Raw genomic sequence first — 15833 nt, 5'->3', positions numbered from 1 at the left:
TTCCCTCTTTACTTTAATTTCTCAAGATTTGGAATAACACCTAAAAGTGAGATGTGCATCACTTCTTCGATATCTTCTGGACGCTTCACTCGATCATCCAACAATTCAACTAAAAGCACGATAATCGTGACGAATCCTACACCTGCTATAGTGGCAATCATTGTATTGCGACGAATGTTTGGAGAAGATGGTGATGTTGCTGGTCTTGCTTCTTCAAGTGTCGTTACATCTGACACTCGTGTTACAGAAATAATTTTCTGAGCAGCTTCTTCTCTGAGTGCATTGGCAATACGACTTGCTTCCTCAGGATTGCCATCTCGAACCGAGATAGATACAATACGAGTGTCTGCTGGAACTGTTACTGAAACTTTTCTTCCAAGAGTTTTTGCATCCATAGTTAATTTTTGGTCGGCCACTACTTTTTCAAGAACATCCTGAGAGAGGATGATTTCACGGTAGTCTTTTACCAAGTAAGCACCTGCCTGTAGGTCTTGATTCGTCAAACCTGGCTTATCTGCTTGGTTACGATTAACAACATAGATACGAGTAGTACTAGTATACTGTGGCTTAATCACAAATGAGCTATAAGCAAAAGCTGCTAGACCTGCTACTAGTGCAGCTAAGACAATGAGGAATTTTCGTTTCCATAGCACTTTTACCAATTGAAATACATCGATTTCAAATTTATCTTGTTCTTTCATCATTTCTCCTAAATTAGTTGATCATTTATTATTTTTGATGGGTTTGTTTCAAAAAGTTCACGAGCTTTCTCTGCTCCGTATTTTTTAGCAATGAGATCATAAGCTTCACTCATATAAGGCGGTCGATTATCCAAATTGTGCATATCGCTAGCCACTACATGTACTAAGTCCTTGTCCAAGAAGTACCTAGCACGCTTTTTCATAAACTTGTAGGTGTCTCCGAAAAGCCGCGGTTTTAAGACACTCGAGCTATTAATCTGCATATAGCAGCCCATATTGATGAGCTCTCTTACTTTTTTCTCATCGTTTTCCAAGGTGTGATAGCGCTCAATATGAGCAACCACTGGTGTAATTCCTAACATGAGAACTTTAGTCAAGGCGCTATGAATATCTCTGTAGGGTGTATTCATGCTAAACTCGATTAAAGCATAACGAGTGTCATTGAGTTTTGGGATAATATTCTGTTCAAGTTTTTCTAAAACATCGCTAGAAAAGTAAATCTCAGCTCCGTACACGATATTCAAATCTGGTGCGATTTCTTGAGCCAACTGTTTAACTTCGCTAAAATTAGCTGCAATTTTGTCTTCTGGTGTTTCAAACATTCCTTTTCTACGATGAGAGGTGGAAACAATGGTTCGAACACCTTGTGCGTAAGCTTCCTCTAAGAGAGCCTTGCTCTCAGCTCTATTTTTAGGTCCATCGTCAACATCGAAAACAATATGTGAATGAATATCAATCATCTTATTTTCCTTCCATGGTATCTTTAATAGCCGTTTTAACAGTTTCCAAGCTTGTTGGGTCGATTTCTAACATGTAAAGATTGCTATCTGGCATAGCGTAAGACGGGAGACCCATACGACCAGTTCCTTTCAAATCTTGATTAGTAACGGTATATTTTCCTCCACTTGCCAACTGAGTGTTGACAAGGCCTACCATTGTTTCTGGCGGCATATTGGTCTGAATTGAATCCTGCAAGCTCTGAATAATACTGTCATAGTTTTTCAGGGATTCTGCCGAGGTTAATTTCTGGATAATCGCCGCAATGACTTTTTGTTGGTTACGGCCGCGATCCCCATCACCATCCGCAAGCGAATAACGCTCACGTACAAATCCTAAAGCTTGTTCAGAATCCAGATGGACATTGCCGACCGGGAAGTGGTATTGCCCATGACGCGATGTAAATTCTTGGTCATTATAGACGTCAACGCCTCCAAGAAGGTCAATCAATTTCAAGAACGAAGTAAAATTAAGGCGGGCATAGTAGTTCAAGTCGATACCATAAAGATTTTCTAAGGTATGGATAGAAGCATCTACACCGTAAATCCCCGCATGCGTCAATTTATCGTTTTGGTTGTTTCCACCATCTGCAATAGGGACATAGGCATCTCGAGGAGTTGTCGTCAAAAGAATCTTCTTAGTATCTTGATTCACTGTCATGATGATATTGACATCTGAGCGCGAAACTGAACTAATAGGACCATAGGTGTCAATCCCACTGATGTAGACATTGAAAGAATTTCCTGTAGCCACCTTAGGCGCTTCCACTTTCTTGGTCAAATCCTTGGTGTAGATTTTCTTGATCTTCTTAGCGTGGTCAGGATATTCCTGCTCAATCAGATTTTCAAAAACACTGTTTAAGACGATTGCTTTGGTTTCTCCATCTAACAAGCTCTTATAGGCCGCTAGGTAAGAAGACGCTTCTTCTACTGTCAATTCCTTGTTTTGAGTTGTTTTAATGTCATCTATCAATTTTTGAATATTCTCAGCATCTGATCCTGTTGGAGCAGCTACACTAGAAAGTTGAGAAACGTTATTAATCTCACTGTCTGCTAACACCGCCACACTTATAGAGTAGCTTGAATAATTTGAAGTTGCGTTAAATTGATTGGCAAGTCCTACAAATCGATTTACAGCTACTAAAGCTACAGAGCTAAATAAAATCGAGAGCAATAGGACTATCAAGGTGAACACCTTGGCTTTGCGTTTAACTATCAACAAGAGGGATAATAATGCTATGAGCACTAAAACTACTGCCAAGATAATATTGAAATAGCTGACTGCTAAAATTTGATATTTAAAAATCAAAAACAATAAAAAAGAAGCTAGAACAGCATAGATTAGCAACAAACCAATGTTTAAACTCTGCTGAAACTTGCTAGATTTACTTTTTTTTATGCGTCTACTTTTCATGGAACACCTCTTCAAAACATTTTAATTCAATTATATCACAAAGTACCTCTAAAGGCTATCTACATTAGTCAAGGAAACGTTTTATTTTGAAAATGTATTTAGTTAGTGTATATTTATTAGCGCTTTTACTACATTTTATGTTTTCAAAAAACAGCTAAAATAAAAAAATAGAGCTCTTAAAAAGCTCTATTTTTTTATTATTTAACGTGACTTTCGAATTCTTTTTGACTCTTTTCGACTGAGTTTTTACGTTCTTGTTCCCATTTGGCTTTAGCTTCGTCAAATTGAGCAGTTGTTACGACTTCGGTTTGCAATTTCATGTACTTATAGTTACTTCCAGTACCTTTGATTCCGACAAGTGAGTAAGCTCGTGTAAATGGTGTCACACGTGTTACTGAAGCTCCACCACCGTTTGACACAACTGGGATTAGAAGAGAACTATCAATCAACCAAGCTTGTGCCTCTGCGTAGTTTTCATAGCGTTTAGCTACGTCTGTGTTTTCTGCATCTGCTGCTTTCAATTTTTGAGTATATTGGTCCAATCCTAGACTAGTAATCTTAGCTGTGTCCTTACTTGGATCAAGTCCTAAAATCTTGAGATAGAATCCATCCTCAGCATTGAAAGGATTGAGGTAAGTTGAAGGATCTTGGTAGTCAGCTGACCATCCATCCAAGTTCAAATCATAGTCATGATCTGCAGGAGTTGGTGCTTGAACTGTTGCATTTGTATAATCATCTGTTGACAATTGGATAACATCAACCACTACATTTTCAGAACCGAGCGTTGATTCGATTGATTGTTTGATTGAGTTTGTTCCAGAAAGCAAGGTCTTGTTAACCTGGTCTACAGGCAAGTCCAAATGAATTGGGAAGCTCACACCTTGAGCTTCTAATTCTTTTTTAGCTTCAGCAAACTTAGCTTGCGCTTTTTCTTTGTTGAAATAACCGTCTTGAGCATCTTCAAGATTCATATTTGACCATTGTGTGCCATAGTTGACCAATTTTGAAGCAACTGTTTCACCAAAAGTCTTGTCTCCGACTTGTACGAAAGTTGGTGGCACAAGTGTGTTACGGAGGGTATTTTTCGCTGCTTCTTCACCATTTGATTGTGCTGAGTAGGCAGTACGATCGATGGCAAAGTTGATCGCTTGACGGAAATTTTTATTTAAAATCGCAGCTTGGGTAGCTTGTTTTTGCTCATCACTTGTTTTTGCAGTATGGTTATAAGCACCGCGGTTGACGTTAAAGTTATAGTACCAAGATGTCGCATCTTGCAAGCTATAAACGATATTGTCCTTGTATTTTTCCTTGGTCTTAGCGAAGTTTGAGCTGTTTGGATAAACACCTGCAGATGAATAAGCACCACTTTCAAAGTTACGAATTGTCAAGTCTTGGTCTGAACCATCAAAGTAGGCCAATTTTACCTTTTCAATCGTTACTTTTTCTTGGTCATAGTAATGTGGGTTTTTCACATATTCGATAGAAGACTTAGATGTAAAATCTTTTAACAAATATGGTCCGCTATAAAGAATGCTATCTGGTTTCAGGGTTCCGAAGTCTTTACCTTTAGAAGCAAGGAATTCTTCGTTTACAGGGAACAAGATACTGTTAGTTGTCTTAGAGTTCCAGAATGGTTCTGGTCGTGTCAAGGTATATTGGACAGTATAGTCATCCAAGGCTTTGACACCAACATTTGAAAAGTCAGTATTTGCGCCTGTCACATAATCATCTAATCCCTTGATTGAGTTCTGAATCAAATCGAGAGCTTGACTCTTGTTATTAGCTGCATACTTGATACCTGTGACGAAATCCTGCGCTTTAATTGAAGCATATTCTTCCCCATCAGCAGTGAACCATTTAGCATCCTGACGAAGCTTATAAGTGTAAGTCAAACCATCCTTTGAAACACTCCAATCTTCTGCAAGAGCAGGAATGAGATTTCCATAATTGTCATTTTCAAGCAAACCATCTACCAAGTTGGTTACAACAGCAGTATTATCACCAGCGTAGTCCAACAGGTAGTTAAAGGTTGTTGGGTCAGCACCAAAGGTAGACGAGTAGGTTTTAGCATCTGTCGCTGTTTTACCACATGCCGTCAATAAGACCGCCGCGGCAAGCGTCAACCCCGCTCCAATCAGTCGTTTTTTGAGTTTCATGATTCATTTTCTCCTTGTATGTTAGGTTTTATGACATATAACTATTCTACCAAATTTCGCCCCAAAAGTAAAGTTATTTAATTATTTGCCCTCTCGTCAGTATATGAAAAAAGAAAGAAACCCCGCATAAAATCAGGATTTCTTTCACCGTTGTTTAAAATTATTTAACGTGGTTCGCTAACTCTTTTTGATATTTAGCATTTGTTTCAAGTTTCTCTTTTTGCCATTTCTTGAGAGCTTCTTCGTATTCTTTAGTAGTCACAATATCATTTTGCAACTCTAAACCTTTGAATACAAACGGATCTCCCTTGATACCAACTTGAGAGTAGGCTTTCGAGAATGGTACTGTACGACTAACTGTAGGAGAACCTCCTGAAGACGCTACAGGGATGAGGAGTGAGCTATCAGATACCCAAGCCTGTGCTTTGGCATATTTTTCATAGCGTTTGTTAAGGTCGGTTGTTTCTGATGCTGCATCATCCAAGAGTTTCTTGTACTCATCAAGTCCAACTTGAGCCATGACTTCTGAATCTTTACCTTTTGTGATACCCAAGTGTTTAAGGGCAGAACCCTTCTTAGCATCCAAGATATTTAGATAAGTAGCTGGATCTTGATAGTCTGGTCCCCAACCAGTTCCATTCAAGTCATAGTCTTTTTGAGAAGGAACCTTGGCTTGAGAAGTAATACTCATTTTCTCATTATCTGTCATTTGAAGCACATCGATGACAACATTTTCAGTTCCAAGTGCTGCTTCGACAGATTGTTTGAGGGAGTTGGTTTGTTGAACAGCAATGACATCTGTTTGTTCAACTGGAATATCCAAATGAATTGGGAAGGTTACGCCCTTGGCTTGTAATTCTGACTTGGCTTTTTCAAAGGCAGCTTTTGCTTTTGTTGGATTGTAAATAGTGTCTTTACCATCTGTCAAAGCTACATCTTTCCACTGGTCTCCATATGTTACCAATTGTTCTTGAGCCAATTCACCGAAGGTCTTTTCACCGACCTGAACATAGTCATACGGTACAAGACTGGTACGGATAATCTTGTCCGCTCCTTCTTCACCATTCATCTGAGCAGAATAAGAATGACGGTCAAGAGCAAAGTTGATGGCTTGGCGGAAGTTTTTATTAAGAAGCGCTTCTTTTGTAGAAGTCTTTTGCGCTTCATCTGTCTTAGCTGTTTTATTGTAAGACTGGCGATTCACGTTGAAAGTAAAGTAATAGCTAGTTGCTTCTTGCGGGCTATAGACAATCTTATCCCCGTATTCTTGCTTAGTTGAGTCAAAGTTTGAACTTGTTGGGAAGAGACGAGCTGTTGTATAGGCTCCTGATGAGAAACTACGAATCAACGATTCTTGGTCAGAACCATCGTAGAAAGTAAGTTTGACGTGGTCAATCTTAACATTGTCTTTATCCCAATAATTAGGGTTCTTTTCGTACTCGATCACTGATTTTGAAGTGAAGTTCTTCAAAATATATGGTCCATTATAGAGAATACCTGAAGGTGTTGCTGCACCATAATCTTTACCTTGAGAATTCAGGAATTCTTCATTAACTGGGAGCATAGTCGCTGTTGTTACCTTGGAATTCCAGAAGCTTTCTGGTTTGTTCAAGGTGTATTGAACAGTGTAGTCGTCAATTGCTTTAACTCCAACTGTTGAGAAGTCATTGCTTTCACCACTAACGTATTCTGCCAAGCCTTTGATAGAATCTTGGATAAGAGTTAGACCATCTGACTTACCATCAGCAGCATGCTTCAAACCAGTCACAAAGTCTTGAGCCTTGACCTCAGCGTACTCTTCACCTTCAGAAGTATACCATTTGACACCTTTACGTAGCTTGTAAGTGTAGGTCAAACCGTCTTGCGAAACCGACCAGTCTTCAGCAAGAGATGGAATCAAGTTTCCGTATTTGTCATTTTCCAAGAGTCCGTCGACCAAGTTAGCGATGACGTCTGATGTTGAACTTTTACTTGTAACGCTATAATCCAATGTTGATGGATCGATGGCATATACGTATGAAAATGTTGTTGGAGCGTCTGCTTTTTTCTCTGTCTTTCCACAAGCCGCTAAAAGAAGAGCTGCACTCATCGTTATCCCTGCTACTGCGAGCAACTTTTTCGATTTCATCGGTATTCTCCTTTAAAATACTATTTTTCACCATTATACCCTATTTTTTTATAAAAGCAAGGGTTTTAAGGGTATTTTTTAGAAAATTCAAAATAATATTTTTTTAAGAAATTTCTACACTTATTTTAGAAAAAACTCAAGCATCTTGGATACTTGAGTTTTTTAGGTTTAATTGGTCAATTCGACACAGAATGCATCCCAAGAAGCCAGTGCTAGTTGCTCGAGATTTTCTTGAATCTCGGTGTTAGCAACTAAGATTGATTTGAGAACCCCATTAAAGTGAAATTCTTGTTCTTGATTTGAGAGGTTAGCTACTACTAGGAAACGGCGTTCCCCGTCCTTGCGAATATAGGCAAAGACTTTCTCAGCCGTTTCTAATAATTCAAAGTCAGCTTGAACCAGCCAGCTATTTTCCTTGCGAAGCTGGACTAATTTTTGGTAGGTATAGAAGATAGAGTTTGGATCATCTAAAGCAGACTCAACATTGATAGCATCATAGTTTGGATTGACTCCTAACCATGGCTTCGTGCTTGAAAAGCCAGCATAATCTGTAGCATCCCACTGCATTGGCGTACGAGCATTGTCACGTCCAATCACACGAATACTATCCATAATTTGTTCTAGCGGTACACCTTGTTCTAGCGCCTCTTTGGCATAGTTGATAGATTCAATATCTTCTACTTGCTCCAAACTTTCAAATGGGAAATTGGTCATACCGATTTCTTCACCTTGATAGATATAAGGCGTCCCCCTCATCAAATGAAGTAAAATCGCAAAAGCTTTAGCTGATTTCTCACGGTATTGCTCCTCATCCCCCCAAATGGAAACAATGCGTGGAAGATCATGGTTGTTCCAGAATAGGGAGTTCCAACCATCTTCCACTCCGAGCTCTGTTTGCCACTTGTTGAAAATCTCTTTTAATTTCCCTACATTTAACTCTTTTTGGTAATGCCATTTAGGTTGACCTTCCTGATACTGAAGACAAATATGTTCAAACTGGAAGACCATAGACAACTCTTGACCTTCTGGGTTCGAATAACGCTTAGCCTCTTCTGGATTTGCTCCCCAGGCTTCACCAACAGTCAACAAATCTTTATCCCCAAAGGTTGCCTTGTTCATCTCCTTGAGATAAGGGTGCAACATAGGACCGTTGCTCACGATTTTCTCATCCGGAATCTTTCCAATCATATCGATTACGTCCATGCGGAAACCACCGATCCCCTTATCAATCCAGAAATTGATCATCTCATAGATTTTTTGGCGGAGCTCTTCATTTTCCCAATTGAGGTCTGGTTGTTTCTTACTGAAAAAGTGTAGGTAATATTGACCAGATTTTTCATCGTATTCCCAAGCAGAACCACTAAAAGCAGACGTCAAATCATTGGGCTGGTCTCTCCAGATATAGTAGTCACGTTCGGGACTTTGAGGATTTTCACGCGCTTCGATAAACCAAGCATGCTCATCGGATGTATGATTGACAACCAAGTCCATGATGATTCGAATGTCTCGTTTTTTGGCCTCAGCGATCAGCTGGTCCATGTCTTCCATGGTTCCAAAGATAGAAGCGATGTCTTGGTAGTTGGCAATGTCATAACCATTATCATCCATTGGACTGTCATAAACTGGTGAAAGCCAGATTGCTGTGATTCCTAGCTTAGCTAGATAGTCTAACTTGCTAGTTATTCCGGGTAAATCACCAATTCCATCTCCATTACTATCCTTGAAACTTTTAGGGTAGACTTGATAGACAACTGCATTATGCCACCATTTTTCTTGCATCTTCTTACCTCATTATTTTAATAATCTATAGTCTATGATAGCGCTTTTTCAAACTTAGTGCAAGCGTTTGCCTAATCTTTTTAATTTCTTTTTTGACTCCGTAGTTTCCTATCTTCCAATTTTTTATTATAATAGAAGTCAGAGGTAAAAAAATGAAAAAACAAGCTTTTAGTTCTGAAAAATATCTAAACTTACAACGCGACCATATTTTGGAGCGTATCAACCAATTTGACGGCAAGCTCTACTTAGAGTTTGGGGGAAAAATGTTGGAAGATTTCCACGCTGCCCGCGTCCTTCCTGGATATGAGCCAGATAACAAAATCAAACTCTTGCAAGAGTTGAAAGAACAAGTTGAGGTTGTCATTGCCATTAACGCTAGCAATATCGAGCACTCAAAGGCTCGTGGTGACTTGGGTATTTCGTACGACCAAGAAGTGCTTCGCTTGATTGATAAATTTAACGAATTAGGTATCTTTGTTGGCTCTGTCGTTATCACTCAATATGCTGGTCAACCTGCAGCAGATGCCTTCCGTAATCAATTAGAGAAAAATGGGATCGACTCTTATCTCCACTACCCTATCAAGGGATATCCGACAGATATGGATCACATCATCTCACCTGAAGGTATGGGGAAAAACGACTATATCAAAACTAGTCGTAACTTGATTGTCGTGACAGCTCCTGGACCTGGTTCAGGTAAGTTGGCAACTTGTATGTCCAATATGTACCACGACCAAATCAATGGTATCAAGTCTGGTTACGCTAAATTCGAAACCTTCCCAGTTTGGAACCTGCCCCTTCATCACCCAGTCAATTTAGCCTATGAGGCTGCTACAGCAGACCTGGATGACGTTAACATGATTGACCCTTTCCATCTCCAAACTTACGAAAAAACAACAGTTAACTACAACCGTGATATTGAGATTTTCCCTGTTCTCAAACGTATGCTTGAACGTATCTTGGGCGAGTCTCCTTATGCATCTCCAACCGATATGGGTGTAAATATGGTTGGTTTTGCAATTACTGATAACGATGCGGCAATTGAAGCATCAAAACAAGAGATTATCCGTCGCTACTACCAAACCGTTCTCGACTTTAAAGCTGAAAAAGTTACTGAGTCTGCTGTCAAGAAAATCGAACTTCTCATGAATGATCTCGGCATCACACCAGCCGACCGCAAGGTCGCTGTTGCTGCTCGACAAAAAGCCGAAGAAACAAACGGACCTGCTCTAGCACTTGAGTTACCTTCTGGTGAAATTGTCACTGGTAAAAACTCGGAACTCTTTGGTCCAACAGCTGCTGCCTTGATCAATGCTATCAAAAAGTCAGCGAATATCGATGCTGAAACCAAGTTAATTGAACCAGAAGTGGTGAAACCAATCCAAGGTTTGAAAATCAATCACTTAGGTAGTCGCAATCCACGTCTTCATTCCAATGAGATTCTCATCGCTCTTGCAATCACAGCTATGCAGAATCCGGATGCAGACCGTGCTATGAAAGAACTCGGAAATCTCAAAGGAAGCGAAGCTCATTCTACTGTCATCTTAACGGACGAAGATAAGAATGTTCTCCGTAAATTGGGAATTAACGTAACCTTTGATCCATACTACCAATACGATCGTTTATATCGTAAATAGATTGAAGACTCGTAGAACTTCTTATCAAGTATCACCCCTCTTCGATAGATTTCGACTCTCTCTTAAGGGGTGACTTTCTTTTATGCAAGAATTCTGACAATCTCCGGTTATCTTCTTTTCTAATTATTCTAACATTACTTCGGGAGTTTATTTATAATGAGAGAACTACTCAGCCAAAAAGAGCAGAGACAATTAAAGATTTTAGAATATTTGTTTGAAAATCCTGACTGGATTTACCTAGATGATTTATCTAAGATTATTGGCTACAACGCTCGTATCATCAAGAGTGATATCAAGGATTTACGCGAAGTCTTCCCTGACTTTGATATCAGACATTCAACTGCAGGGATTATGATGGTGAATGTACAAAATAATGGTATCGAGCGAATCTATCAATATTTTTTACAGACATCTGATTATTTCCAAATTTTAAAAGCTTTCTTCCTCTTGGACAGACCTTTTACCTATGAACATCTTGCCGAATCTTTGGATATTTCTCTTCCTTCTTTGCGTAAGAAGGTTGCGGATATCAATAAGATTCTTGATGGAACCTATCGCTTTAAGCTCAAGGTAACCCCTATCTCTATCATTGGCGATGAAAAAGATATTCGATTTTTCTTCTCCCAATATTTCCACGAGGCCTATAGCTTTTTAGAATGGCCCTTCACAGAAATCAAAGAAGCAGACATTGATAATTTTGTTTCTTTCTTTATCAATTTGGCGAAATTCCCTGCAAAATATCAAAATCTTTACCAAATCAGAACGCAGGCTACAGTCGATTTGCACCGAATGAAGAGAGGCTATTTTGTTCGTTTGCCAAAACAAAGTACTTCTTGGTTGAGCCCAATCTACGACCAGCTTGATGATTTCCAACAGCAACTGCAAGAATTGGCCCAAGGCCTCAATGTTGAAATTACACCAGAGAACCTCAATCAGATTTTTAGCCCTTTTGCAGAACCTGCTCTCTTCTTTACAGTTGAAGATTTCCTAGCTGCCCGTCAATCTTACGAACAAGTCGATCGTTCCTATCATGCTGCACGAGACATTCTAGACAACTTGACTCGAAGATTTGGTGTTCAATTTTCAAATACGGATACCTTGATTTGGAACTTACACAATACTGCCTTGCTTGAGAGAAGAGAAATCAACTCCGAATCGATCATTTCACAAAATAAGGATTATACGCTTGGAAAAATTAAAAAATTCTTCCCTAAATTTTATGAAGCAACTGTCTTTGAAATGATGCGATACAAAAACATTATGGGACAAAAGGAGAAGACTCCTGCCCTTTCTCACCTGATTTACACCCTGTTTACCCACGCTGAAGGGCTTACAGATCAATTATTTGAACATAAAAAGAAAGTCAAGGTCTTAGTTCTGAGTGAGTATGACTTTGCCCACCCACAATTCTTGATTTCTCTCTACGAATTCCATACTTCAAATAACATCCAGTATGAAACTTGGGATAAAGAAACCCTTAACATCGAAGAAATCATGGATAGTGACTACGATGCTATTATCACTAATTTTGATATCAAAGGCCTCGAAGACATGCTCGTCATTAATATCAGTCGACTATCTATCCTGCAAGTTGTCAACGAACTCAATAAGATTTCTATGCAAGATTTATAAATTTAAAAACCTCCTAGAAAATATCTAGGAGGTTTTTGTAAATCTATGTTTTCTCTAAAGAATCATGAACCAATCACATTATTCAAAATCAACAGTATTATTCTTAATCACAAGCTTGGTATGAGCTGTTATATATTGTCGGTCAAGGGTTGTTGTAACTTCCCCTTCACCATTTATAATATGCCAAGCTCCATCTTTATGAACAACCATAGCAACTTCTTGTTTGTTTTTATCTTCATTCTTAACAGCCAAGGCATAGGCGTCATCGACCCCTTCTAGCAAGAGTTCTTTGTTGCTACTGAGTGTCAGTAGATAATAGGCTCCGTCTCGAACACCAATATCGTATTGTTGATTCACAAATATGGTTTTGTCGTAGCTAGGTCTTGGTTCAGAAGTTCCTAATCCATTTCCAAGGATACCCTTAAAAGTATCCTTTTGCTTTTCTGCCTCAGCCTGTTCTTGGGATTTGATAAATTCCTGAACTGCAGCAATCTTTTCACTCTCTTGTTTCTTTGAAGCTCTCATTTGATGAATCACTACAGTCCGAATCAAAAATGAACTTGCAAACAAGAGTCCTATGATAGATGAAATTTTCCCCTTTTTCATTTCCGCTCCAATCTCCTTATACTTCACTATTAACTACTTTTCTATAGTATAACAAGATTTTGCTAGGTTGACAAGAAATGTTGGAATTCAGCAACAGGACTTCCTTATTCTACCGTTACAGACTTAGCAAGGTTCCGTGGTTTGTCCACATCAAGTCCACGGTGAAGGGTTGCAAAGTAAGCGACTAGTTGCGTTGGTACGACCATTGAGATTGGTGAGAGGTAAGGGTGAACGGTCGTAAGAACGATATCGTCTGTATCTTTGGCAACATTTTCTTCTGCGATTGTAAGGACCTTAGCGCCACGCGCTGCCACTTCTTGGATATTTCCACGAGTGTGGTTGGCAAGGACTGGGTCTGACAAGAGAGCTAAAACTGGTGTCCCCTCTTCAATCAAGGCAATGGTTCCATGCTTGAGTTCTCCAGCCGCAAAACCTTCACATTGGATGTAAGAAATCTCTTTGAGCTTGAGACTGGCTTCCATGGCTACATAGTAATCTTGGCCACGTCCGATGTAAAAGGCGTTGCGTGTTGTTTCAAGAAGGTCACGAACCTTAGCATCAATGGTTTCTTTTTCTGAAAGAGTTGATTCGATAGACTGGGCTACGATAGACAACTCGTGAACCAGATTAAAAGCTTTGGCTTTTTCGTTGCCATTTGCTTCACCAACTGCTTTTGCAAGGAAGGCAAGGGCTGCGATTTGGGCTGTATAAGCCTTAGTTGACGCTACGGCAATTTCAGGACCTGCGTGAAGCAACATAGTATGGTTGGCTTCACGTGAAAGGGTTGATCCTGGCACGTTTGTCACTGTTAAGCTTGGGATGCCCATTTCATTGGCCTTAACCAAAACCTGACGGCTATCAGCTGTTTCACCAGATTGACTGATAAAGATGAAGAGTGGTTTCTTGCTGAGAAGTGGCATACCATATCCCCACTCAGATGAAATACCAAGTTCAACTGGTGTATCAGTCAATTCTTCAAGCATCTTCTTAGAAGCAAATCCTGCATGGTAAGACGTTCCAGCTGCAAGAATGTAGATACGGTCTGCATCTTGAACAGCCTTGATGATAGCTGGATCAACCACTACTTGACCAGCCTCATCTGTGTAAGCTTGAATCAACTTACGCATAACAGTTGGTTGCTCATCGATTTCCTTGAGCATGTAGTAAGGATAAGTTCCCTTACCGATATCAGACAAATCAAGTTCAGCAGTGTAGCTAGCACGCTCACGACTATTTCCATCATAGTCTTGAACTTCAACGCTATCAGCTTTCACAATTACCAACTCTTGGTCATGGATTTCCATGTATTGGTTGGTCTCACGAATCATGGCCATGGCGTCTGAGCAGACCATGTTATAGCCTTCTCCAAGACCAATCAAAAGTGGTGATTTGTTTTTCGCCACATAAATAACATCTGGATTTTCAGAGTCGATCAAAGCAAAGGCATATGAACCACGGATGATGTGAAGAGCTTTTTTGAAGGCTTCAAGTACTGACAAGCCGTCTTCTTCTACAAATTTCCCAATCAAGTGAACAGCGATTTCTGTATCCGTTTGTCCCTTGAAGTGGTGACCTGCAAGGTATTCTTCCTTGATTTCAAGATAGTTTTCGATCACCCCATTGTGGACCAAGACAAAACGTCCTGTCTCAGAGCGATGTGGGTGAGCGTTATCTTCTGTTGGTTTTCCGTGAGTGGCCCAACGAGTATGTCCGATACCAGTTGTTCCCTCAACCCCAGCTGTCTTGGCAGACAATTCTGCGATACGACCAACAGCCTTGACCAAATGGCTTTCAGGACCACCTAGAACAAAAATTCCCGCAGAATCATAACCACGGTATTCGAGCTTTTCAAGCCCTTGAATCAAAATATCAGTTGCATTTGTGTTTCCAACAACACCAACAATTCCACACATAGTATATACGACACAGGCAAGCTGTGCTTTCTCCTTATCGAAATTGGTATAGTCTGATTTTCTGTTTTTAGAATCAGTGAAAACAGTATATACTTGTTTCTTTCACTTGTCAAGAATAAAAATTGGTATAGCTCAATTGTTTTTAAACAGCAAACAAAAAACCATTCAAGAAATAGCTCTTGAACGGCTTAGAAATATAGCTAATCAATTGATATCCATACCCTGTCTAACACTAGATATCATAGTTTATCTTTTCTCACTCCTCGCAGCCAATTATTTATTAGGGTGGATGGGATAGGTGCTTTCAAAAGTATCCACTATCTCTACTAAATGATCATCCAAATAGGCCATAGCTTGATTTCTGATTGGAGCAGGAATTCCATAGTAGGCTTGCGCAAGACCTCCACAGATAGCAGCGATGGTGTCGCTATCTCCTCCGATGGAAATAGCATTTCTGATAGCATCTTCAAAATCTTGTGACTTGAAAAAGGCTTGGAAAGCCTGAGGAACCGAACCTTGACAAGTCACATCAAAGCTATAGTCCTCACGAATTTGGTCCAGGGTAAAGTCCATGGAATAGTAGTTTTTATCGATGTAGTCTCTGATTTCATGGCGGCTAGAACCAGTTCTAGCCAAGAAGATAGCTACTGCAACTGCTTCTGCACCTTTTAGTCCCTCAGGATGGTCATGACTCACTTCTGTCACTGCTTGGGACAAAGCCTTTGCCTGCTCTATGCTATCTGCCGCGAAACCGACAGGGCTAATTCTCATGGCAGATCCATTCCCATAACTCCCATAGGGTTGAGGATCATCTGAAAAGATCCAGTAGAAAAAATGACCGCCATAGCCACAATTTGGATATTGTCTCCCTATCTCTTGCATGTATTTCACTGCATTTTTCGAGAGTTGACCCCAGTCTTCCCTACTAGCCAATATGGCTTTAGCAACCGCCAAGGTCATGATACTATCGTCGGTCGGACAAGAATCCTGGGTGAACAAATCAAACTCTTTACTTTTATGATTATCCGCCTCAAATCGGGAACCAATAATATCTCCAATAACTGCTCCTAGCATAAGCTACCTCCTAGAAG

Annotated in this window: 11 protein-coding genes; 2 read left to right on the top strand and 9 right to left on the bottom strand. The window is 39.8% G+C overall.

Annotation, left to right across the window (positions count from 1 at the left end):
• Nucleotides 1–8: 8 nt before the first annotated feature.
• The 6 genes from K1I61_RS07910 to K1I61_RS07885 all read right to left on the bottom strand — a co-directional run bounded on the left by K1I61_RS07910 (nucleotide 9) and on the right by K1I61_RS07885 (nucleotide 8954).
• Complete coding sequence (locus K1I61_RS07910; RefSeq protein ID WP_223334547.1) at nucleotides 9–701, bottom strand: CspC family polysaccharide chain length determinant protein; 693 nt, start codon at nucleotides 699–701, stop codon at nucleotides 9–11.
• 8 nt (nucleotides 702–709) lie between these two features.
• Nucleotides 710–1441, bottom strand: coding sequence for a capsular polysaccharide biosynthesis protein Cps4B (gene cps4B, locus K1I61_RS07905; RefSeq protein ID WP_223334549.1), 732 nt, complete (start codon nucleotides 1439–1441; stop codon nucleotides 710–712).
• Between the two features lies 1 nt (nucleotide 1442).
• Nucleotides 1443–2891, bottom strand: a complete 1449-nt coding sequence (gene cpsA, locus K1I61_RS07900; RefSeq protein ID WP_223334551.1) for an LCP family glycopolymer transferase CpsA — start codon at nucleotides 2889–2891, stop codon at nucleotides 1443–1445.
• A 197-nt stretch (nucleotides 2892–3088) separates the two neighbouring features.
• On the bottom strand, nucleotides 3089–5047 hold the full coding sequence (locus K1I61_RS07895) for a peptide ABC transporter substrate-binding protein (protein WP_223334553.1): 1959 nt from the start codon (nucleotides 5045–5047) through the stop codon (nucleotides 3089–3091).
• 160 nt (nucleotides 5048–5207) lie between these two features.
• Nucleotides 5208–7175, bottom strand: coding sequence for a peptide ABC transporter substrate-binding protein (locus K1I61_RS07890; RefSeq protein WP_223334555.1), 1968 nt, complete (start codon nucleotides 7173–7175; stop codon nucleotides 5208–5210).
• Between the two features lie 168 nt (nucleotides 7176–7343).
• Nucleotides 7344–8954: a glycoside hydrolase family 13 protein gene (locus K1I61_RS07885; RefSeq protein WP_223334601.1), complete on the bottom strand. Its 1611-nt coding sequence runs from the start codon at nucleotides 8952–8954 to the stop codon at nucleotides 7344–7346.
• A 152-nt stretch (nucleotides 8955–9106) separates the two neighbouring features.
• On the opposite strand from K1I61_RS07885, the gene K1I61_RS07880 reads away from it, so the two are divergent.
• A complete protein-coding gene (locus K1I61_RS07880; RefSeq protein WP_223334603.1) occupies nucleotides 9107–10591 on the top strand; it encodes a DUF1846 domain-containing protein in 1485 nt (494 codons plus the stop codon).
• A gap of 156 nt (nucleotides 10592–10747) precedes the next feature.
• Entirely contained in the window at nucleotides 10748–12223 is a 1476-nt protein-coding gene (locus tag K1I61_RS07875; RefSeq protein ID WP_223334604.1) for an AcpB/EbpR/MafR family transcriptional regulator, read from the top strand.
• A 78-nt stretch (nucleotides 12224–12301) separates the two neighbouring features.
• Here K1I61_RS07875 and K1I61_RS07870 read toward each other — a convergent pair whose 3' ends face one another.
• The 3 genes from K1I61_RS07870 to K1I61_RS07860 all read right to left on the bottom strand — a co-directional run bounded on the left by K1I61_RS07870 (nucleotide 12302) and on the right by K1I61_RS07860 (nucleotide 15816).
• Entirely contained in the window at nucleotides 12302–12829 is a 528-nt protein-coding gene (locus K1I61_RS07870) for a hypothetical protein (protein ID WP_223334607.1), read from the bottom strand.
• A gap of 104 nt (nucleotides 12830–12933) precedes the next feature.
• Nucleotides 12934–14742 carry a glutamine--fructose-6-phosphate transaminase (isomerizing) gene (glmS, locus tag K1I61_RS07865; protein WP_223334609.1) on the bottom strand — a complete coding sequence of 603 codons (1809 nt, stop codon included), beginning with the start codon at nucleotides 14740–14742 and terminating at the stop codon, nucleotides 12934–12936.
• A 273-nt stretch (nucleotides 14743–15015) separates the two neighbouring features.
• Nucleotides 15016–15816, bottom strand: coding sequence for an ADP-ribosylglycohydrolase family protein (locus tag K1I61_RS07860; protein WP_223334611.1), 801 nt, complete (start codon nucleotides 15814–15816; stop codon nucleotides 15016–15018).
• Nucleotides 15817–15833 lie beyond the last annotated feature (17 nt).

The sequence above is a fragment of the Streptococcus infantis genome (assembly GCF_019929665.1).
In the GTDB taxonomy this organism is placed as follows: Bacteria; Bacillota; Bacilli; order Lactobacillales; family Streptococcaceae; genus Streptococcus; species Streptococcus infantis_H.
The sequence above is the reverse complement of the archived record's forward strand: the minus strand, read 5'-3'. Positions and strand labels throughout refer to the sequence as shown.

Coding starts and splice junctions, on each gene's coding strand:
- K1I61_RS07880 (WP_223334603.1), top strand. CDS start 9,107: ATGAAAAAACAAGCTTTTAGTTCTGAAAAATATCTAAACTTACAACGC.
- cpsA (WP_223334551.1), bottom strand. CDS start 2,891: ATGAAAAGTAGACGCATAAAAAAAAGTAAATCTAGCAAGTTTCAGCAG.
- K1I61_RS07910 (WP_223334547.1), bottom strand. CDS start 701: ATGAAAGAACAAGATAAATTTGAAATCGATGTATTTCAATTGGTAAAA.
- K1I61_RS07860 (WP_223334611.1), bottom strand. CDS start 15,816: ATGCTAGGAGCAGTTATTGGAGATATTATTGGTTCCCGATTTGAGGCG.
- K1I61_RS07895 (WP_223334553.1), bottom strand. CDS start 5,047: ATGAAACTCAAAAAACGACTGATTGGAGCGGGGTTGACGCTTGCCGCG.
- cps4B (WP_223334549.1), bottom strand. CDS start 1,441: ATGATTGATATTCATTCACATATTGTTTTCGATGTTGACGATGGACCT.
- K1I61_RS07885 (WP_223334601.1), bottom strand. CDS start 8,954: ATGCAAGAAAAATGGTGGCATAATGCAGTTGTCTATCAAGTCTACCCT.
- K1I61_RS07870 (WP_223334607.1), bottom strand. CDS start 12,829: ATGAAAAAGGGGAAAATTTCATCTATCATAGGACTCTTGTTTGCAAGT.
- K1I61_RS07875 (WP_223334604.1), top strand. CDS start 10,748: ATGAGAGAACTACTCAGCCAAAAAGAGCAGAGACAATTAAAGATTTTA.
- K1I61_RS07890 (WP_223334555.1), bottom strand. CDS start 7,175: ATGAAATCGAAAAAGTTGCTCGCAGTAGCAGGGATAACGATGAGTGCA.
- glmS (WP_223334609.1), bottom strand. CDS start 14,742: ATGTGTGGAATTGTTGGTGTTGTTGGAAACACAAATGCAACTGATATT.